A 19242-nucleotide genomic window follows, 5' to 3' on the forward strand; every position below is an offset into this window, starting at 1 on the left:
TCGGATCGCCCTCACGCCTTGAAGCACATGGTCTGCTCAGGCGACCATGAAAGCGTAACGTTATCCTTGGGCTTCAGGTCCTGAGTGCTGCCGGTCAGCACAACATCGGCCTCGATCAGTTCGCCCGCACCATCGCGGACCAGAACGCGGCTGTTGGCACCGTTGAACAGGATGCTGTCGACCTTGCCGTTGATTACATTGTGCGCCGGATCGACCGGCTTGTCCGAAGCGCCGGTCTTTTCCGCCGAAATGAATTCAGGCCGGACAAATGCGCTCACCGTATCACCCACCGCAGGAGTGCCCGTACCACGCACTGAACCGCGCATGGTGAGGCCTGCTTCGGTGGCCACTTCGACAGCGCCGTTCTCGACACGGGTCACCTTGCCTGCCCAGCGGTTGGTGTCGCCGACAAAACCCGCCACGAATGCAGCCGACGGGTTATGGTAGAGCTCTTGGGGGGTCCCGATCTGGACAAACTTGCCCTGGTTCATGATCGCCACATTATCTGACATCACAAGTGCTTCCGACTGATCGTGAGTGATGTAGACAAAGGTTGTATCGAACTGGTGCTGCAGCAGCTTGAGCTCGATTTTCATGGCTTCGCGCAGCTTCAGGTCCAGCGCGCCAAGCGGCTCATCCAGCAGCAGCACATCGGGGTCGAGGACCATGCAGCGGGCAATGGCAATGCGCTGTTTCTGACCGCCCGACAACTGGCTGATCTCGCGATTGGCAACATCCGGCAGCGAAATACGTTCGAGAACATCGTGAACCTTGGTTCGGATCACCTCTTTCGAGACACCGGCACAGCGCAGGCCATAGGCGATGTTTTCATAGACATTCATCATCGGAAACAGCGCCAGGTGCTGAAACACCATCTTCACATTGCGCTTGTTCGGCGGGGTGCCGATCACCGAGTTGCCCTTGATCCTTATGTCGCCTGAAGTCGGAGATTCGAAACCCGCAATCATCCGCATCAGTGTGGTTTTGCCGCAACCTGACGGACCGAGTATGGAAAAGAACGAGCCCTTGGGGATCTCGAAGGAGACGTCATCAACAGCTCTAACCGAGCCAAAGTGCTTCCTGACCTGGACACACTCCAGATCGTTATCGGTGGTGGCCAAATCGTTCTCGGTCATGGATTGCATCGAAAGCCCAGTGCAGTGACGTCAGGTGTCTTTGAGAGTTTCAATGCGGCTGCCCGGATTGGGATGGGCAGCCGCATCATCTTACGAAAAGATGGTCATGATGCCTGGCTTATTCGGAGCCGGTGGCAGCCTTGATCTTTTCAAGCGTCTTGCCTTCCATGTCCTCGACACCAGCCGGGATGTTGGCGAAGAACTTCAGATTGTCGATATCCGCATCGGTGAAAGCGGCGTTGACGGCAGCCTTCTTGTCATCCGGAAGCAGATCCTTGCCGCCTTCGACAGCGGCAATGGCGCCGGTGCTTGCCGACATGATCTTCACGTTCTCGGGCTCGAGCACGAAGTTGATCCACTTGTAGGCGGCGTCATCGGCTTCACCCTTGCGCGGGATGGCAAAGGTATCGATCCAGGCCAGCGCGCCGGTCTTCGGCGGCACGAACACGATGTCCTTGTTCTCGCCATAGAGCTTGTAAGCAGTCGAATCCCAGGTTTCAGATGCAACGATCTCGCCCGACATCATCATCGCCGAAAGGTCGTCGCCACCCTTCCAGTAAGCCTTGAGGTTGTCCTTGCAGGCGATCAGCTTGTCTGCAACCTTGTCCAGAATGGACTGGTACTTGTCGAGATCGGCATAGGCCGCAAACGGATCCTCACCCATGTCGAACGCCATGCCGAGCAGGATGGTGCGCTTCAGGCGCATCGAGGTCTTGCCCTTGTACTGCGGATCGCAAAGATCGCCCCAGGCCTTGACGTCGGGGGCCATCGTTTTGTTGGCCATCAGGCCGGACGTGCCCCACTGGTGCGGAACCGCGTAGACTTCGCCGTCGATCGTGGTGTTGGCCTTGACGCCTTCGAGCAGCTTGTCCTGCATGACATCGGTGTTGATCTTCGAAAGATCGAGCGGCTTGTAGATGTTGTATTCCTGCTGCACCGCGTAGATGCGGTCGTGGCTCGGCTGCGCCAGGTCGAAGCCGGCACCACCGGTGGCGCGAAGCTTGGCAATCATTTCCTCGTTGTTCGAGAATGTCACCTCGACGGTAATATCGGGATATTTCTCTTCGAACTTCTTCACCAGTTCGTCCGGAGCGTAGGAGCCCCATGTCAAGAGGCGCAGCGTCTCTGCCTGTGCCGGTACGACTGCCATCACGGTGGTAGCCAGAAGCCCTGCCATTGCTAGTTTCATGATCATTTCAAACTCCCTTTGAACCCTCTGAGTATCAGCGCATTATTGTTTGTAATCCGCGCAGATGACAAGAAGCGTAGCCCCTCATTGGACTGCACCGCATATCCATTCTAGATATTTTTCCATACCAATTTGTGACAACCTGTCACTGGTGTCCAGACCATTGCACCTCAGGCAAATGACGGCAACCACTGCAAGCGGGCGAGGCGGAGATACCCCCAACATTGACGGAAAAATACCGGTCAGGCGAACAGATGCGCCATCGTGTCCAGCCCCTGCCTGATCTCGCTGTCGCTCGCCGCACCATAGCCGATGACCACACCCTTTGGCTCGATCGGGGTAAGGCAGTAGCGGCCGATGCCAGACAGGGTTAGGCCCGCGGCTGTCGCCGCCTCAATGAAGCTCCTCTCGTCCCGCGCCGGATCCTTGAACAATCCCACCGTATGAAAACCGGCTGAGGCGCGCTGGATCTGCATGTGTGCTTCTAGCTGCCATGCTTGCTCGTGCAGGATCTCGTGGCGACGTTTGTAATGCTGCCGCATGGTACGGATGTGGGTCGCGAAATGGCCCTCATCGATAAAATCGGTTACAATGGCCTGCGGCCAGGTCGGCACCCCACTCAGCGCCGCCGAAAAGATGGTCGACATCGCATCGACCATGCTCGCCGGAGCCACAATGAAGCCAAGCCGCAAGGAGGGAAACAGCGTCTTGGAGAATGTACCGACGTAGATCACCCGGCCGTTGGTATCGATGCTCTTGAGCGTTGGCAGCGGCTGATCACCGAAATAGAAATCACCGTCATAATCATCCTCGACGATATAGGCGTCGGCCTGATCGGCAGCGTCCAGCAGCGCCAGCCGGCGCGCCAGGCTGAGGATTTTGCTCAGCGGCTGCTGATGCGAGGGCGTAACGAAGGCCAGCCGGAAATCCGGCGCTTTCGCAAGTCCCTCCTCGACAATGATACCCTCGTCATCCACCCCGACGGGAACCAGGTCCGCGCCTTGCGAGATGAAGGCGTTGCGCGCACCGATGGCGCCGGGATTTTCGAACCAGACCTTTTCGCCCTGTCCGAGCAGCATACTGCCGATCAGCGAAAACGCCTGCTGCGCTCCGCCTACCACAAAGACCTGTTCCGGATCACACTGAATCCCCCGGCTGGCATTGAGATGCGTGGCAATCGCCGCTCGCAGCCGCGGCAAGCCGTAGGGATTGCCGTAGCCCATCACCGCGTCCCGGTCCGCGCGCAGATGCCGTGCCGAAAGCCGCGCCCATTGTGCCATCGGAAAGGCATTGAGCGCTGGGAGCGCTGTAACGAAGGCCTGGGACTTGTGCGGCAGCCGCCGCCGCTCGGCAAACAGCTTTTTTGCCCGGATGGTCGAAGGAGACAGTCGCGGTTGCCGCTCGCTCACAGTTCCTGCGGACCTTGGCTTGACCGGCGTCCGGCCCGTCATGGTGTGACTGACGAATGTGCCGGCGCCGATCCGTGATTCCAGCAGGCCTTCCGAGATCAGCCGGCTGACCGCATCAAGTGCGGTTGTCCGCGACACCCCGATTTCGCTGGCGAGCGTCCGCGTCGCAGGCAGCCGCTCGCCGCCTTTCAGGCCGCCCGACAGGATAATGTCACGCAGTCCCATATAGAGCTGCACGCTGATTTTTCGGTCCTGGCTACGGTCGATCCGGATCGAGGAAAGGATGGCTCCGGCCTTGGTTTTCATGGCTGTCACCTTCTCCTGCCGAAATTGGCCTGCAAGCTTTGCGAGATTGGACCTTATCGTAAGTCCAATCTAGCCGCTAGGACAGACCAAAATGTCGGCACAGGTTTGGATCACATGAAAATCGCTCACATCGAAACATTCACCAACGAGTTCGTCTGCTTCGTCAAGGTCACCACAGACACGGGCGACATCGGCTGGGGCCAGGTGGCGCCCTACCATGCCGACATTACAGCCCAAGTCGTGCACCGGCAGGTGGCCCCCTATTCGCTCGGCCAGTCCGCACTCGACATCGAATATCTCGTCGATCTGATTCCCGAGAAGGAGCACAAGTTTCCCGGCTCCTATCTCAAGCGTGCTCTCGGAGGCCTCGACACGGCGCTTTGGGATCTGCGCGGTCGCCTTGAAGGCAAGCCCGTCTGCGAGCTGATCGGCGGCACACACGGAACCATCCGCGCCTACGGCTCTTCGATGAAGCGCGACATCACGCCCAAGGACGAAGCTGCTCGTCTGAGCCGCCTGCGCGACGAGTTCGGCTTTGACGCTTTCAAGTTCCGTATTGGTGCCGAATGCGGCCGCGGCCAGGATGAATGGCCCGGCAGGACTGAAGAGATCGTGCCCACCATGCGCAAGGCGATGGACCACGGCGTCGCCCTGCTGGTTGACGCCAATTCCTGCTATGCACCGAAACAGGCCATCGAGATTGCCAAGCTGCTGACCGACAATGGCATCAGCCATTTCGAGGAGCCCTGCCCCTATTGGGAGTATGAGCAGACCAGGGAAGTGACCGAAGCCCTGTCTGCACTGCCCATCGATGTCACCGGCGGCGAACAGGATTGCGAATTGCCAAACTGGCGCTGGATGATCGGCATGAAGGCCGTCGACATCGTCCAGCCCGACATCTGCTATCTCGGCGGCCTCACCCGCACCTTGCGGGTGGCCGACATGGCGGCGAAAGCCGGATTGCCCTGCACACCGCATTGCGCCAACTGGTCGATGGTCACCCTTTTCACCATGCACCTGCTGCGCGCCATCCCCAACGCCGGCAAGTATCTCGAGTTCTCCATCGAGGGCGAGGATTACTACCCCTGGCAGGACGATCTGTTCGTCCAATCGCCCTACACGATTGTCGACGGCAAGGCGACGGTGACCGATGCCCCGGGTTGGGGTGTCGAGATCAGCCCGGCCTGGCTCGAACAGTCGAAACACCAGATCAGCTCAATGGGAGCCTGACCATGCTCACACAACCCGATAGCCTGCTCAAATATCTCACCGATGCGAGCGATTTGCGCCTTCCCGATGGCCATTTCATCGACGGCGCCTACCAGGCTGCCCGTGCCGGCCGCACCATGTCGAGTGAAGATCCCGGCCGCGGTGAAGGCTTCGCCAGCTTCGCTCGCGGTGATGCCGATGATGTGGACGACGCCGTTGCGAGTTCACGCAAGGCATTTGCTTTCTGGCGGAAGACGCCCCCCGCCGAACGCGGGCGCATCCTCGCCCGGACCGCTGAACTGATCCGCCGCGACAGCGAGCGTCTGGCGATTGTGGAATGTCTCGACAGCGGCAAGCCAATCGCCGAAGCCCGGGGCGACGTTTCGGGTGCCGCGCGCACCTTCGAGTACTACGCAGGTGCCTGTGACAAGCTGGAAGGCAGCAGCTTCCCGCTGCCCTCCAACTATGTCGGCTTCAGCCAACTCGAACCTGTCGGCGTCACCGCCCACATCATCCCCTGGAATTTCCCGATCTCGACCGCAGCCCGCGGCATGGCCCCGGCGCTCGCAGCCGGCTGCACCGTGGTTGTCAAACCCGCCGAGCTGACCCCGTTCACAGCCCTTTTGCTGGCCGAGCTTCTCACCGAAGCCGGGCTGCCCGCAGGCGTCTGCAATGTCGTGACCGGTACAGGCACGGAAGTAGGCGCACCCCTGGTGGCGCATACCGGCATCGATCACGTCACCTTCACCGGCTCTGTCGCGACCGGCGGACACGTGATGCGCGCTTGCGCCGCCAACGTCACCCGTTCGGTTATGGAGCTGGGCGGCAAGTCCCCGGTCGTGGTGCTCAACGACTGCAATTTCGACAGCACTGTCGCCAATGTCGCCGGTGCCATTTTCGAGCATGCCGGACAGATCTGCTCGGCCGGGTCGCGCCTTGTGATCGAGGCCGGCATTCACGACCGTTTCATCGAGGCTCTCGGCACCAGGGCCGAGGCAATTTCGCTGGGTCACGGTCTTCGTTCCCCGGATATGGGCCCGGTCAGCTCCGCCGACCAGCGCGACAGGATCATCGGCTTTCTCGACCGGGCGCGCGGGCGCGGCGCCGAGTTCATCTGCGGCGGGCAGATCTCGCCTGATACTGAAGCGGGCAAGGGCTATTTCATCGAGCCGACAATCGTCGCCGCCCGTCCGGAAGACGACGAGCTGGTACAGGAGGAGATCTTCGGCCCGGTTCTCACCGTCCAGAAGGCCGACGATGTGGACCACGCTCTGCACCTGGCCAATTGCACCCGCTTCGGACTTGTCGCCGGTGTGTTCACCAGCGATTTTGCCAGAGCGCATCAGCTGGCCCGCGACATCGACGCCGGCCAGGTCTACATCAACGAGTATTTCGCCGGCGGCATCGAAGTCCCCTTCGGCGGCAACAAGCAATCCGGCTTCGGCCGCGAAAAGGGCATCGAGGGTCTCAGGAGCTACTGCAAGCTCAAGAGCATTGCCGCCCGCATCGATTGATCTTGCCCTTGGGGCGCGGCCTATCTCGACCACAATTTGAAACGCCCCGACCAGCAATCCGTCGGGGCGTTTGTTTTGCAACCGGTCCTCCGGTGGGTAGGAGGCCTATACCTTGACTGCCACCACGGCCATGCAGTCGCCCGCCTTGACCTGGCCGGGAAAATGCCGTGACACGACAATGCCCGAGCGCCGGGCGCGATAATCGACGGGCATCCGGCCAGTTCGGTCGGCGGGCCAGACACGGGCGACGATATCGCCTTTCTCCACCTCGTCGCCAAGATCCTTCACCGCCTCGATCATGCCGTCGTCCTGGGAGAAAACGAAACAGTCGTCATCAGGCATGTCGAGCATGATCGACGGGGCAATCTCTAGCTCGCCCTTCATAATGCCCGCGTGCTTGAGCACGTTACGAACGCCTTTCTTGGCGATGGCATTGGACCGCGCCGTCGAGGTGCCGCCGCCGCCCAGTTCCGTGGTGACGAAGGTCTTGCCCTGATCCTCGACGCTGGTGTCATACATGCCGACATTGTCGATCTCGAGCATGATCATCGAATAGGGCGCATTGAACGCCTCGACCGCTGCAACACAGGCCGCCTGCTGCTCCTTGTTTTCCAGCACATGGGCCGACGCGAAGGGGATGAAATCCAGCGTCTTGCCGCCCGAATGGAAATCGAGCACGATGCTGGCTTCCGGCAGCAGTACCGTCTGGATATAGTCCGCGATCTTTTCCGTGACCGTGCCATTGGGCGAGCCGGGAAAGGATCGGTTCATGTTGCCCCTGTCAATCGGCGACGTGCGGGTACCCGCCCGGAAAGCCGGGTAATTCATCGCCGGCAGGATGATCACACGGCCCTCGATATCCTCGGGCTTCAGCGACACCGCCAGTTCCATCAGCGCGACAGGGCCTTCATACTCGTCGCCGTGATTGCCGCCGGTCAGAAGCGCGCACGGTCCGATACCGTTCTTGATCACGGTGATCGGGATCATCACCGACCCCCAGGCGGAATCATCCCGGCTGTAGGGCAGGCGCAGAAAACCGTGATGCACGCCATCTTCATTGAGCGGTATGGTTGGTGTAATCGGATTGCCAGGCATGAACGATCAATCCTTCACATGCAGCCGGCGCGGAACATTGGCCAGGCACTCGGGACCATTGGCGCCAATGACGATACTCTCGGTAATCTCGAAGCCCCAGTCATCCATCCACAGCCCGGTCATGAAGTGAAACGTCATGTTTTCCTTGAGCACGGTCTTGTCGCCCGGCCGCAGCGACATGGTGCGCTCGCCCCAGTCCGGCGGATAGGACAGGCCGATCGGGTAACCGGTGCGGTTGTCCTTGGTGATCCCGTATTTGTTCAGGACCGCAAAAAACGCGTTGGCGATGTCCTCGCACAGATTGCCGGCCTTCGCCGCTTCCAGTCCCGCATCCATGCCTTCCAGCACCGCCTTCTCGGCATCGATGAAGGTCTGTGTCGGTTTGCCCAGAAACACCGTTCGCGACAGCGGGCAGTGGTAACGCTTGTAAACCCCGGCAATTTCAAAGAAGGTCCCCTCGCCGCTCTTCATCGGCTTGTCGTCCCAGGTCAGATGCGGCGCCGAAGCATCCGCGCCAGACGGCAGCAGCGGCACGATCGCCGGGTAATCGCCGCCAAAACCCAGACCGTCGTCAAAGCGCAGACCGGCTTCGTAGATGTCGGCCACCAGATCGCACTTGCGATACCCCACTTCGCATTTGTCGAAGATCGTCTGGTGCATCCGCTCGACAAGCCGCGCCGCCTTGCGCATGTAGTCAAGTTCCTGGCTCGACTTGACCGCTCGCTGCCAGTTCACCAGCGCGGTGACGTCAGAGAATTTTGCATTCGGCAGATGCTTCTGCAGCGATGCATAGGCCGCCGCCGAGAACCAGTAATTGTCCATCTCGACACCGATGCGCTTGGCACCCCAGCCGCGCTCTTCCAACTTGGCCGAGAGATAATCCATCGGATGCCGCTCGGTCGATTGAACGTAGTGATCCGCATAGCCGATAATGTCACTCTCGCCCAGATAGGCCGTGCGACGTGCGCCATTCGCATCCTGGCCGCGACCGAACCAGATGGGGTCCCCATCAGGGCCAACCACCACACACTGATGCACATAGAACGACCAACCGTCATAGCCGGTCAGCCAAGCCATGTTGGACGGGTCGGACACGATGATGACATCAACACCTGCAGCAGCCATGGCAGCACGCGTCTTGGCGACGCGCTGAGCATATTCGTCCCGGCTGAAATTGAGAAGTGGCGCGGACATTCGGGGGGATTTTCCTTTCTGGGTGAAGCTTCAGTTTGAAAAGTCGGTACCGGCATTGGCCGCAAGTGCGCGGCGGCTGGCAAATGTGGCGATTGCCGTGTCCTGAATGCCGGTGCCCGTCAGGTCGGCAATGGTGATCGCCTTGTCGGATGAACGGCCTTCGCCCTTGCCCGCAACAATCATGCCGAGTTCGGCAAACTCCGCATCGGACGCCACGATGCCTGCTTCTATCGCGGATCGCAGCTCGCCCAGCAGGCGTGTTTGCGACAACCGGTCAGGCACATAGAGGTCAGCCTTGCTAAAACAGGCCGGTTCGAGTTCATTCTTGTGATCCTGATCCGACCCCATCGCCGTGACGTGCTGGCCTGGGCGCAACCATTCAGCCTGCAGGATCGGCTGTGCCGCGGGCGTGGTGGTGACAACAACATCCGCCGCTGAAACTGCACCGGGGAGTTCGCTCGCAGCAGTCACTTCTATCTCCAGTTCCGCAGTCATTTCCACGGCCGCCGAGGCCGCCTTGTCCGGATCCCGCGCCCAGATCGTCGCGCTCTCGATCGGGCGAACGAGGCTGAGCGCCTTGAGCTGCAGCTTGCCTTGGGCACCTGCACCAAGAATGCAGGCGGTGGAGGCATCAGCACGTGCAAGATGCCGCGCGGCAACCGCGCCTGCTGCTGCCGTCCGCACATCGGTGAGATAGCCATTGTCGAGAAGCAGCGCCTCGAGCATTCCGGTTCTCGCCGAAAACAGCACCATCAGTCCCGATGTGCTCGGCAGCCCGATTTTCGGATTGTCGAAAAACCCCGGGGAAACCTTGATGGCAAAGCTGTCGATACCGGGTACGAACGCGGTTTTGACATCAACCTCGCCATTGAACGGCGCAATCGCCATCGACAGGATCGGCGGCATCACCACATCGCCTGACGCAAGCGCGGCAAAGGCTTGCTCGACGCAGTCTATGGCATCAAGATCCAGCGTCACCAGCCTGCGCAAATCCGCTTCCGTCAGAATCTTGATGTCAGCCATGTTATGCCGCCTCTTGGGTTACATCGACGTCTTCGCCGGAGATGATGCGATGGTGCTGCTGCATGTCGATATTGCCGCCGCTCAGAATGGTGACGATCGGGCCGGCACTCTCGACCCTCTGCGCGAGAAGGGCTGCGACACCCACGGCGCCGGACCCTTCGATGATCTGGCGCTCCTGCCAGTAGACATGCCGGATCGCCGCTGCGATCTCTGCCTCGCTGACCAGAATGACGTCATCGACCAGATCCCGCGTCATCGCGAAAGTGAGTTGGTTCTCCAGCCCGATTCCACCACCAAGCGAGTCGGCCAGCGTGGCAAGTTCTTCAACGAAGACCGGTTTACCTGCCTGCAGGCAGGCATGCATGGCAGCACCGCGCTCCATTGAGATCCCTACGATCCGGACAGCGAGACGCCTGGCTCTCAGCGCTGCGGCGACGCCGGAGATCAAGCCACCGCCCGACAGCGGCACCAGCACGGTTGCAACGCCCGGCACCTGTTCGATCAGTTCGAGACCGAGCGTGCCCTGCCCGGCAATGATCTTGCGGTGATCGAAGGGCGGGATCATGGTCATGCCCTCTTCCGACACCAGCCGGTCCACTTCCCCCTGCGCTTCATCCTGCGAACTGCCGACGATACGGACTTCGGCGCCTTGCGCCTTGATACCGTCAATCTTCGCCTGCGGCACCAGCCGCGACATGCAAATGATGCATTTCACCCCGGCAGCCTTTGCCGCATAGGCAAGCCCCCGCCCGTGGTTGCCGGTCGAGACGCCAACGACGCCACGGCGTTTCTCGGCGTCACTCAAGGAGAGCACGGCATTGGTCGCGCCGCGCAGTTTGAAACTGCCGGTTAGCTGCGTGTGCTCGAGTTTAAGATGCACCGGCACACCGGAAAGATCGGACAGCGAGGGTGACACATTCACCGCCGTCATCCGCACGGTAGCAGCGATAGCTGCGCGGGCGCGTTCGATTTCATTCAGATCAACAAAGGTTCGGGTCATGATCAGGCAGCCTCTCCAAAGCCATCGTCTGGCAAGGCGCAGCCAAAGAGTTGGCCGAATTGCGCAGGCCAATAATCGGCAAACCCGCCGAGCCGCGCCATCGCCCAGGCGCTGGCCTGGTTGGAGGTCACCACCGGCTTACCGATCCGTGTTTCGAGTTCCGCAATCACATTGATCGCCGGCAGGCCCGTGCAGGAAATGAACAGCGCTTCCGCGTCGGCGGTATCAACGCTCATTGCAGCACCCAGAATGGTCTGATCGCTGACCCGCGCCATGTCCCGGTCATCCTCGAGGCCGAGGCATTCCACATTGGTAAGCTCCATTCCGTGCCGGGTGAAATAGGCCGCCATTTGTTCCGTGGTTTCCACCGAATAAGGCGTGAGAACGGCAATCCTGCGGACGCCGAGCGCCGCAAACGCCATCCGCGCAGCCGCTGACGGGGTTATCACCGGGACATCGCCGATGCCTGCCTGGATCGATGCCCTGACAGGATCGTCGCCAATTGCAACAGACGCGGCGGTACAGCTGTAGCAGATTGCCTTGAGCGGTTGCAGCGGCGCCAGCAATTGCGCGGCTTCCGTCAGCCGCGGCGCCATCTTGCGCAGATTTGCCGGTGTGGTCGGATTCTCGAATGCGACACGTGTGACATGGATCGACACGTCCTTGCGCGGCAATTGCCGGTAGAGATCGCGTTCGCTGGTCAGGTCGGTGGCAAGCGCGATGAGACCGAACCGCGCAGTCACGCCGGGATCGTTGAAACGAACCGGCTCGCCCGACCGTGAAACACTGATGTCGTTCATACGGCAACTCCTCCCTGTCCTGGCACGCGGTCGCGTCCCTGATTGCCCGAAACTCTCAGACCACCATCACCGGGATCGAGGCCAGGCTTGTCACCTTGTGCGAGACGCTGCCCAGTAGGAACCCCTGCACGTCGCCCTGGCCACGGCTGCCGACAATGATCAGGTCGGCCTTGTGCTCTTCGCCGAACCGGACGATGGTCCGCGCCGGTTGGCCAGCCTTGACGAAGGCCCGCACGTTGCTGGCGCCAACCTCGGCCGCGATCACCTTGGCTTCTTCGGCCACTTCCTTGGCATAGCTCCGCATCGAGTCATCAAGACTTTCCGGATCGTCCGGACGCACCATCGACATGGATGCCTCCAGCAGTGAATGGTGCCGGAACACGGTCAGGATCAGCAATTCGCTGCCGCAGGTCTGCTGCAAGTTCGACGCCAGCCGCAGGGCTTTCCTTGAGCCCTCGGAGCCATCGACCGCGACGAGAATTCGTTCGAACATCGATTACTCCCTTACCGGAATGCCAGGTCGCGCAGGAACAACGCAATCTGCGGGAAATAGATCAGGGCGACGGAGACGCACAGCAGCATCACCGTGAACGGGAAAATGCCACGGATGACCTCGATATAGGGCCGCTTGAAAATCGCGATCGCCGTGAAGATGTCACACCCGAATGGCGGTGTCGCTGATCCGATCGCCACTTGCAGCGTGATGATGGTACCGACAAGCACCGGGTCGAGCCCGACCGATTTGACCACCGGTGCGAAGATGGGAACCAGGATCAGGATCACCACGATCGGATCGACGAACATGCAGCCGATGAAAAAGGCGATCGAGATCACCGCCAGCACGCCCTTCGGCCCCATATCGGCGACACCGACAGCTGCCAGTATAGCTTGCGGCACCTGGGCAAAGGAAATCACCCAGGAGAACGCTGCCCCTGCGCCTATGAGAATGAAGACAACCGCGGTAATGAGCCCCGTCGACTTGGCGATGCGGTAGATGTCCGGGATGTTCAGCGAACGGAACACAATGAATTCGAGGATGACCGCGTAAAGCACGCAGGCCGCTGCCGCCTCGGTCGGGCTGAAGATGCCGCCATAGATTCCGCCGACAATGATGACCGGGAACCCGAGCGGCCAGACCGCCCGTCTGACCGCCTGGCCCCGCTCGGCCCAGCTGGCCTTCGGCTCGGTCGGCACCTTGTTGATGAAGGCGTAGACCATGCTGTAGGCCGAAAACAACACCAGCAGCAAAAGCCCGGGCCCGATTCCGGCGATGAACAGCTCCGAGATCGAGGTGCTGGAGATCACCCCGTAAATGATCATGCCGATCGATGGCGGGATCAGAAACGCAATATCAGACGCATTGATGATCAGCGCCAGAACAAAGGAATCCTTGTAGCCTGCTTTCAGCATCCGAGGGCGCAGCGGTGAGCCGACCGCAACCACGGTTGCCTGAGTCGAACCCGATACTGCCCCGAAAAGAGTGCAGGCAGCCGCCGTGCTGACCGCCAGCCCGCCTTTGACATGGCCCATGAACTTCATCACCATATCGATCAGCCGGTTGGCCGACTGCCCTCGAGTCATGATGTCGGCTGCGAGGATGAACATCGGCACAGCGATCAACGAGGCCGGCCTTATGCCGGCCATGATCTGCTGGACCATGAAGTCCATCTTGCCGATGTCGCCGAACATGAACAGGAAGCCGACAAAAGAGGCGACGAGTAGAGGGATCATCATCGGAAAACCGAGCAGCAGCAGAACGATCATGATCAGAAAAATGGTCAGTGCCATGGATCGTCTCCCTCAGACCTCGAGTTCGTCTTTGTCGTAACCCTCAAGCACGCGGGTCGACAGATAGATGTCTTTTCCAGTCAGGTTCTTGACCGCGGTGAGCGTGTATTGAAGCCCGGTCATGAAGAAGCCGACCGGCACCCACAGGAAGATCCAGTAGACCGGCAGCTGCAGCGACGGCAGCACCCGGCCGGAGGTCGCTACCTTTGTGATGTAGCCAATCGAAAAATAGCAAAGCGCGAACATGACGACCGCGGTGACCCCGGCAATTAGGACCATGAATCCCTTTCGCGCCGGCGGCGGCAGTGCATCATAGATCGCCGACATGCGGATGTGCCGACCCTGGCGGGCAGCATAGCTGATGCCCGCAAATGTGATCAGGATGATCAGGATCCTGTTGAGCTCCTCGGAGAAAAACAGGCTGTATTGAAACACGAACCGGCCAACCACATTGGCGACCGTGTTCAGCGCCATCAGCAGCACACCGGCGGCAAGCAGGACCGATTCCACCCGGCTGATGGTTGAATCTATCACTCCCAGAAAACCCGGGAGTGATGAGTCATGCGGGTTGTTTTCCTTTAGATCGTCCAAGATCGCCTCCCGGCTTGCTGACTGCCCGGACCGAAGGCCACGATCGCATGGCCTCCGGAATTCTCAAAACGGTGCAGATCGCGGGTTCAGCCCTTGGTTGCTTCCAGGTCTGCCTTCAGTTGCTCGAGAATCGCCTTGCCGCTCTCGCCGGTCATCTCGATGAACTTGGCCTCGACCTCTGCTGCCGCTTCCTTGAAGCAGGCACGCTCTTCCTCCGAGAGCACCGTGACCGTCATTTCCGGCTTGGCTTCCTTGATTTTCTTGAGCTCGCTCTCGGCAAGGCCCTTCTGGTACTCGACAATGTAGTCGTAGGCCGATGCGGCAGCGTCCTCGATCACCTTCTTGTCGGCATCGCTGAGGCTGTCATAGAAATCCTTGTTGGCCATGACCGCAGTCGTGAAATTGTTGTGGCCGGTATAGGTGATGTGATCAGTGACTTCGTAGATGCCGGTCGAGTACAGGAAGAATGTCGGATTTTCCTGGCCCTGGATGATGTTGGTCTGCAGACCGCCATAGACTTCGCCCCACGGAAGAGGCGTCGGCGTGGCGCCGAAAGCCTTGTAGGATTCCACCAGCAGCGGATTGGTCATGACCCGAAACTTGACCTCGTTGAGATCGGCACAGCTCTTGACCGGCTCCTTGGTGGTCATCGCCACCTCGCCTTCGGGGAACATCACCAGAAGCTCGAGCCCCTGTTCCGCGTAAAGCTCCGAAAAATCCTCGTTGATCGCCTTGCTCTCCTTGTAGAAGCGGGCCAGATGCTCCTGGTCCGTCGGCAAGAGATACGGTACGAAGAACACCTGGGCTTCCGGGATCAGCGCACCCGTGAAGCCGGGCGACTGGTCAACAAACTGCAGGATTCCGGCCTGCGCCTGCTCCATGATATCGGCTGATTCACCGAGCGTTCCGTAGGGGAACAACTGGATCGTGTGATCGGAATTGGCCTCGACGGCTTCCTTGAACTTGGTTGCATAGACACCCTGGACTTCGGTCAGGGATTCCTCGAAAGCGTATTTCCAGTCGGCGGCCTGGGCAGCAAGCGTGCCGCCGGCCATCATTGCGACGGCGGCAACGCCGCCGAGAAAACTGCGGAATGTCGATGTCATGATCGTTCCTCTCTTCTGATTGTGCTTTCACATCTGTCGTCCGGATTTCTGACCGGCAGATTTGCTGCGCCGGAGCCTGACGTAAATTGCAATGACCTGTTCAAGCCTCCGGCAACGTCCCTGCGAGCGGGTGGAGCACTGCATAGCCAATATTCCCGCCTCTCATTGTTATGATTTAACGAGAGTTGAACAAGGACAATAAAGAGTCAATGCGATTATTAAATCATGACAATTATATTGAAGAGACGCAACCCCGAACAGATGCGCATTCCGAGCAATGACCGGTTCTTGGTAATTGGCTTGGTAGACAGAAGCAGCCTACAGAGTGAGCAGAGCCGGCTCCGGGTTGCTGCGGGCAAGCCGGGCGATCACGTTGAGACCGCGCTGAAGTGTCCTGCTTGTTTCAGCCCCCAGACAAATGCGGACACCCTGGTCGCGTGCACTCTCCGACATGGCAAAGGCAGATCCCGGGGCCACCGCCACGCCATTGAGCCGGGCGTGCGCCACGAACTCTTCTTCGGTCCAGGCTCCGGGAATGGGAAGCCATACATGCATGCCGTTCGGGCTGGATTGGAACGGGATGCCCGAAAGGGCTTTCGCAGCCACCTCGTTGCGCTTGCCGAGCGCATCCATCTGCCAATTCAAAAGCCGCTCGGCTGTCCCGTCCTCGATCCAGCGGCATCCGATCTCCGCCATCAGCGGAGTGGCCATCCAGCTTGTCACCAGGTGGCGGTTGGCCGCAGCGGATGCAAAAGCCTCCGGCATGGTCAGGAATCCGAACCTCAGGCCTGGCATGATGCATTTGGTTAGGCTGGTGAAATAGAACGTCCGCTCCGGCGCCATCGCAGCGATGGGGGCCGGCCTGTCGGGCTGCAACGGTCCCCAGGCATCGTTCTCGATAATCATCACATCATGCTGACGGGCAACAGCGACAAGTTCCGCTCGCCTTTCCGCCGACATCGTGGCTGCACGCGGGTTCAGCCCACTCGGCATCAGATAGATCGCCTTGACCTGTGAACGTTGACACGCTGCTGCGAAACTCGCGGGAACAACGCCTTCCGCATCGGCCTCCAGTCCCTGGATACGGAGTCCCAGATACCTCGATAGCGCCTTCAGGGTATGATGCGCCAGATCTTCCGTGACGATCAGGTCGCTGCAGCTGGCAACCGTCATGAGCGCAATGGTCATCGCTGAAGTGTTGCCATTGGTCATCAACAAGCCCTGCGCCGAAGGGTTCAGCCCACAGCCCTCGAGCCATTTCGTGGCCGCAGCTGTGTATTTCCTCAGCGCCGTCGAGGGACGGAAGGCCGAAACGGCCGAACTCGGCAGATCAGCTCCAAGCTGCGTCAGGGCACGCTGCATCTCGGCAAGATGCATGGCTTCAAAAACCGGCATCAGAATCGAAAAATCGATGAATTTCTCGTTCTGGCTGTCCTGCACGAAGGGCGTTTTTGTATCACTCCTGCCTGCCCGGACAAAAGTTCCGCGTCCGACTTCGCCGGCAATGACCCCGCGCCGGATCAGTTCGTCGTAGGCCCGGCTGACCGTCTGTACGCTCAGCCCCAGATCATAGGCCAGGTTCCGATGCGTCGGCAGCCGGTCGCCGCTGTGTAATTCACCTGCATCGACAGCTCTTACCACGGTATCGGCCAGCGACTTATAGGCGGGACGGCGGAGTTCGCCTGATTTCGGAGGCCAGATTGTCATGATTAACTGATGGCCTTTATCACATTAATTGACAACCCCCCGGCGCTCAATCAAAAGTCCCTCCATGACTTCAATCAAACTCGATGACCGTGACATCAAGATCCTCGCGACCCTTTCGCGGGAAGGCCGGATTTCCAAGTCCGATCTGGCCAAACGGGTCAATCTCAGCCCGACCCCGTGTTGGGAACGGCTGAGCCGTCTGGAAAAGGCGGGGATAATCTCCGGCTATCACGCCGAGATCGAGCTCAAGCATGTCGGTCCCCAGGTCTCGGTCTTCGTCATGATCGAGCTGGAAAACCACCGCGCAGCAACGTTCCAGTCGTTTGAACAGGCCGTTCAGGGTTACAATGAAATCCTCTCCTGCTGGGCGCTCGGCGGCGGCTTTGACTATCTGCTGCATGTCGTCACCCGCGATATCGACAGCTACCAGCGGCTGATCGACGATCTGCTCGCCCGCCGCGCCGGGCTTGCGCGCTACTTCACCTACATCGTCACCAAGCCGGTCAAGCACTCTACGGTTCCGCCTTTCGACATCCTTACCGCGGCAAGCCCGGAGACGAATTAGCCTGCCAAAAGCCAAACAATGGATGAAATCTCTGGCAGACACACCGCGATCAGAGAATTCATCCCTGCCGGCGCAGCTATCCTTGGACAAGGCAACCCAACCCCGGGAGCAACCGCAGTGTCCATTGTCCAGACCAAATTCAAGACGACGCAGTTCGAGCTTTCCGACCCGGCCCTGTTCAGGGGCTTTTCCTACATCGGAGGCCGCTGGACCGCAGGAGCCGCGGCCCAGATGTTCGCGGTGACGAACCCGGCCGACGGCAGCCACCTTGGCGATGTCGCAAGCCTCTCGACAGACGACAGCGCTGCAGCCGTCGATGCCGCGCAGGAAGCATTCGGCATCTGGGCGTCGATGCTGCCGCAACAGCGCTCGGCCATCCTGCGCCGCTGGTTCGAGCTGATGCTCGAGCACAAGGAGGACCTGGCCCATATCATGACGCTGGAGCAGGGCAAGCCGATCTCCGAAGCCCGCGGCGAGATCGACTATGGCGCCTCCTTTGTCGAGTTTTTTGCCGAGGAAGCCAAGCGCCCCAACATCGAGAGCGTTACCTCACATCTGCCCGACGCCGAGGTCGAGATCTGGCGCGAACCCGTCGGTGTCGCAGCCCTGATCACGCCATGGAACTTCCCTTCCGCCATGCTCACTCGCAAGGCGGCCGCCGCACTTGCCGCCGGCTGTACCGTGGTTGCCCATCCTTCCGCGGAAACGCCCTTTTCGGCCCTCGCATTGGCCGAGCTTGCCGAGCGCGCTGGTTTTCCGGCAGGCGTCTTTAACGTGGTGACCGGTGCAGCGCCGGTGGTTGTCGAACCCTGGATGAAGGACAAGCGCGTGCGTGCCGTCTCGTTTACCGGCTCAACCGAGATCGGCCGGCTCCTCTACCGGCAGAGCGCTGACACGGTCAAACGGCTGGTGCTTGAACTCGGCGGTCATGCGCCGTTCATCCTGTTTGCCGATGCTGATCTCGACCAGGCCGTCGACGAGGCCATCAAGGCGAAATTCGCGACCTCCGGTCAGGATTGTCTCGGCGCCAACCGCTTCTTTGTTGAGCGCCCGGTCTACGATGCGTTCTGCGCAAGGTTTTCCGACGCCGCATCAAAGCTGTCTGTTGGCGTCGGTCTGGAGGATCCCGACATCGGGCCGCTGATGAATCACAAGGCTGTTGCCAAGCAAGAGGATCATGTTGCCGATGCGCTGGCCAGAGGCGCACGCCTGCTTACCGGCGGCAAGGCACACAAGGCTGGCCCCCTGTTTTTCGAACCAACGGTGCTTGCCGATGTCTCAGCCGACGCACTGATCATGCACGAGGAAACGTTCGGACCGGTGGCGGCCATCGCGCCATTCGACAGCGAGAAAGAAGTCCTGCAAAAAGCCAATGACACCGAGTATGGTCTGGTCGCCTATCTGCACACCCAGGATCCCCGCCGGATCTACCGCGCCAGCCGCACCCTCCAGTTCGGCATGGTTGCGGTCAACCGGACCAAGGTCACCGGCGCGCCCATTCCCTTCGGCGGGATGAAACAATCCGGCCTCGAACGCGAAGGCTCCCGCCTTGGCATGGAGGCCTTCACAGAGGTCAAATACGTCTGCCGCGACTGGGCATGACATACATC

The 19242-nt window shown here is 60.1% G+C and carries 17 protein-coding genes; 4 read left to right on the forward strand and 13 right to left on the reverse strand.

What is annotated here, in order from left to right; translation table 11 throughout:
* Positions 1 to 11 precede the first annotated feature (11 nt).
* The 3 genes from CRO46_RS06710 to pdxR all read right to left on the reverse strand — a co-directional run bounded on the left by CRO46_RS06710 (position 12) and on the right by pdxR (position 4040).
* Positions 12 to 1136 carry an ABC transporter ATP-binding protein gene (locus CRO46_RS06710; RefSeq protein WP_097106159.1) on the reverse strand — a complete coding sequence of 375 codons (1125 nt, stop codon included), beginning with the start codon at positions 1134 to 1136 and terminating at the stop codon, positions 12 to 14.
* A gap of 118 nt (positions 1137 to 1254) precedes the next feature.
* A complete protein-coding gene (locus tag CRO46_RS06715) occupies positions 1255 to 2331 on the reverse strand; it encodes an extracellular solute-binding protein (protein ID WP_097106161.1) in 1077 nt (358 codons plus the stop codon).
* 236 nt (positions 2332 to 2567) lie between these two features.
* Positions 2568 to 4040 carry a MocR-like pyridoxine biosynthesis transcription factor PdxR gene (gene pdxR, locus CRO46_RS06720; protein WP_097106163.1) on the reverse strand — a complete coding sequence of 491 codons (1473 nt, stop codon included), beginning with the start codon at positions 4038 to 4040 and terminating at the stop codon, positions 2568 to 2570.
* Positions 4041 to 4154: 114 nt separating this feature from the next.
* On the opposite strand from pdxR, the gene CRO46_RS06725 reads away from it, so the two are divergent.
* Both CRO46_RS06725 and CRO46_RS06730 read left to right on the forward strand, forming a co-directional pair.
* The gene (locus tag CRO46_RS06725) at positions 4155 to 5270 is read left to right on the forward strand and encodes a mandelate racemase/muconate lactonizing enzyme family protein (RefSeq protein ID WP_097106165.1); all 1116 of its coding nucleotides are present in this window, start codon (positions 4155 to 4157) and stop codon (positions 5268 to 5270) included.
* Positions 5271 to 5272: 2 nt separating this feature from the next.
* Positions 5273 to 6763 carry an aldehyde dehydrogenase family protein gene (locus CRO46_RS06730; RefSeq protein ID WP_097106167.1) on the forward strand — a complete coding sequence of 497 codons (1491 nt, stop codon included), beginning with the start codon at positions 5273 to 5275 and terminating at the stop codon, positions 6761 to 6763.
* Positions 6764 to 6868: 105 nt separating this feature from the next.
* Here the strand turns inward: CRO46_RS06730 and doeB are convergent, their stop codons facing one another.
* The 10 genes from doeB to ehuR form a co-directional block, all read right to left on the reverse strand.
* Positions 6869 to 7858 (reverse strand): N(2)-acetyl-L-2,4-diaminobutanoate deacetylase DoeB, encoded by a 990-nt coding sequence (doeB, locus tag CRO46_RS06735; protein WP_097106169.1) that lies wholly within the window; start codon positions 7856 to 7858, stop codon positions 6869 to 6871.
* Between the two features lie 6 nt (positions 7859 to 7864).
* Entirely contained in the window at positions 7865 to 9052 is a 1188-nt protein-coding gene (gene doeA, locus CRO46_RS06740) for an ectoine hydrolase DoeA (protein ID WP_097106171.1), read from the reverse strand.
* Between the two features lie 30 nt (positions 9053 to 9082).
* A complete protein-coding gene (gene eutC, locus CRO46_RS06745) occupies positions 9083 to 10075 on the reverse strand; it encodes an ectoine utilization protein EutC (protein WP_097106173.1) in 993 nt (330 codons plus the stop codon).
* Between the two features lies 1 nt (position 10076).
* Positions 10077 to 11075: a hydroxyectoine utilization dehydratase EutB gene (eutB, locus tag CRO46_RS06750; protein ID WP_097106175.1), complete on the reverse strand. Its 999-nt coding sequence runs from the start codon at positions 11073 to 11075 to the stop codon at positions 10077 to 10079.
* 2 nt (positions 11076 to 11077) lie between these two features.
* Positions 11078 to 11875: an aspartate racemase/maleate isomerase family protein gene (locus CRO46_RS06755; protein WP_097106177.1), complete on the reverse strand. Its 798-nt coding sequence runs from the start codon at positions 11873 to 11875 to the stop codon at positions 11078 to 11080.
* A gap of 55 nt (positions 11876 to 11930) precedes the next feature.
* Positions 11931 to 12368, reverse strand: a complete 438-nt coding sequence (locus tag CRO46_RS06760; RefSeq protein ID WP_097106178.1) for a universal stress protein — start codon at positions 12366 to 12368, stop codon at positions 11931 to 11933.
* Between the two features lie 11 nt (positions 12369 to 12379).
* Complete coding sequence (locus tag CRO46_RS06765; RefSeq protein WP_097106180.1) at positions 12380 to 13663, reverse strand: TRAP transporter large permease; 1284 nt, start codon at positions 13661 to 13663, stop codon at positions 12380 to 12382.
* A gap of 12 nt (positions 13664 to 13675) precedes the next feature.
* Positions 13676 to 14254 (reverse strand): TRAP transporter small permease, encoded by a 579-nt coding sequence (locus CRO46_RS06770; protein WP_244577785.1) that lies wholly within the window; start codon positions 14252 to 14254, stop codon positions 13676 to 13678.
* Positions 14255 to 14340: 86 nt separating this feature from the next.
* Complete coding sequence (locus CRO46_RS06775; RefSeq protein WP_097106182.1) at positions 14341 to 15360, reverse strand: TRAP transporter substrate-binding protein; 1020 nt, start codon at positions 15358 to 15360, stop codon at positions 14341 to 14343.
* Between the two features lie 318 nt (positions 15361 to 15678).
* Positions 15679 to 17067: a MocR-like ectoine utilization transcription factor EhuR gene (ehuR, locus tag CRO46_RS06780; RefSeq protein ID WP_097106183.1), complete on the reverse strand. Its 1389-nt coding sequence runs from the start codon at positions 17065 to 17067 to the stop codon at positions 15679 to 15681.
* Positions 17068 to 17131: 64 nt separating this feature from the next.
* Between ehuR and CRO46_RS06785 the strand changes: the two genes are divergently transcribed.
* Positions 17132 to 17632, forward strand: a complete 501-nt coding sequence (locus CRO46_RS06785; RefSeq protein WP_179758971.1) for an Lrp/AsnC family transcriptional regulator — start codon at positions 17132 to 17134, stop codon at positions 17630 to 17632.
* Positions 17633 to 17749: 117 nt separating this feature from the next.
* Entirely contained in the window at positions 17750 to 19234 is a 1485-nt protein-coding gene (locus tag CRO46_RS06790; protein ID WP_244577786.1) for an NAD-dependent succinate-semialdehyde dehydrogenase, read from the forward strand.
* Positions 19235 to 19242: the final 8 nt, after the last annotated feature.

The sequence above is a fragment of the Parahoeflea halophila genome, from assembly GCF_900220985.1.
Lineage (GTDB): Bacteria > Pseudomonadota > Alphaproteobacteria > Rhizobiales > Rhizobiaceae > Hoeflea > Hoeflea halophila.

Excerpts from the sequence above, each read along its gene's own strand:
- CRO46_RS06710 (WP_097106159.1), bottom strand. The coding sequence starts at position 1,136 with ATGACCGAGAACGATTTGGCCACCACCGATAACGATCTGGAGTGTGTC.
- CRO46_RS06715 (WP_097106161.1), bottom strand. The coding sequence starts at position 2,331 with ATGATCATGAAACTAGCAATGGCAGGGCTTCTGGCTACCACCGTGATG.
- pdxR (WP_097106163.1), bottom strand. The coding sequence starts at position 4,040 with ATGAAAACCAAGGCCGGAGCCATCCTTTCCTCGATCCGGATCGACCGT.
- CRO46_RS06725 (WP_097106165.1), top strand. The coding sequence starts at position 4,155 with ATGAAAATCGCTCACATCGAAACATTCACCAACGAGTTCGTCTGCTTC.
- CRO46_RS06730 (WP_097106167.1), top strand. The coding sequence starts at position 5,273 with ATGCTCACACAACCCGATAGCCTGCTCAAATATCTCACCGATGCGAGC.
- doeB (WP_097106169.1), bottom strand. The coding sequence starts at position 7,858 with ATGCCTGGCAATCCGATTACACCAACCATACCGCTCAATGAAGATGGC.
- doeA (WP_097106171.1), bottom strand. The coding sequence starts at position 9,052 with ATGTCCGCGCCACTTCTCAATTTCAGCCGGGACGAATATGCTCAGCGC.
- eutC (WP_097106173.1), bottom strand. The coding sequence starts at position 10,075 with ATGGCTGACATCAAGATTCTGACGGAAGCGGATTTGCGCAGGCTGGTG.
- eutB (WP_097106175.1), bottom strand. The coding sequence starts at position 11,075 with ATGACCCGAACCTTTGTTGATCTGAATGAAATCGAACGCGCCCGCGCA.
- CRO46_RS06755 (WP_097106177.1), bottom strand. The coding sequence starts at position 11,875 with ATGAACGACATCAGTGTTTCACGGTCGGGCGAGCCGGTTCGTTTCAAC.
- CRO46_RS06760 (WP_097106178.1), bottom strand. The coding sequence starts at position 12,368 with ATGTTCGAACGAATTCTCGTCGCGGTCGATGGCTCCGAGGGCTCAAGG.
- CRO46_RS06765 (WP_097106180.1), bottom strand. The coding sequence starts at position 13,663 with ATGGCACTGACCATTTTTCTGATCATGATCGTTCTGCTGCTGCTCGGT.
- CRO46_RS06775 (WP_097106182.1), bottom strand. The coding sequence starts at position 15,360 with ATGACATCGACATTCCGCAGTTTTCTCGGCGGCGTTGCCGCCGTCGCA.
- ehuR (WP_097106183.1), bottom strand. The coding sequence starts at position 17,067 with ATGACAATCTGGCCTCCGAAATCAGGCGAACTCCGCCGTCCCGCCTAT.
- CRO46_RS06785 (WP_179758971.1), top strand. The coding sequence starts at position 17,132 with ATGACTTCAATCAAACTCGATGACCGTGACATCAAGATCCTCGCGACC.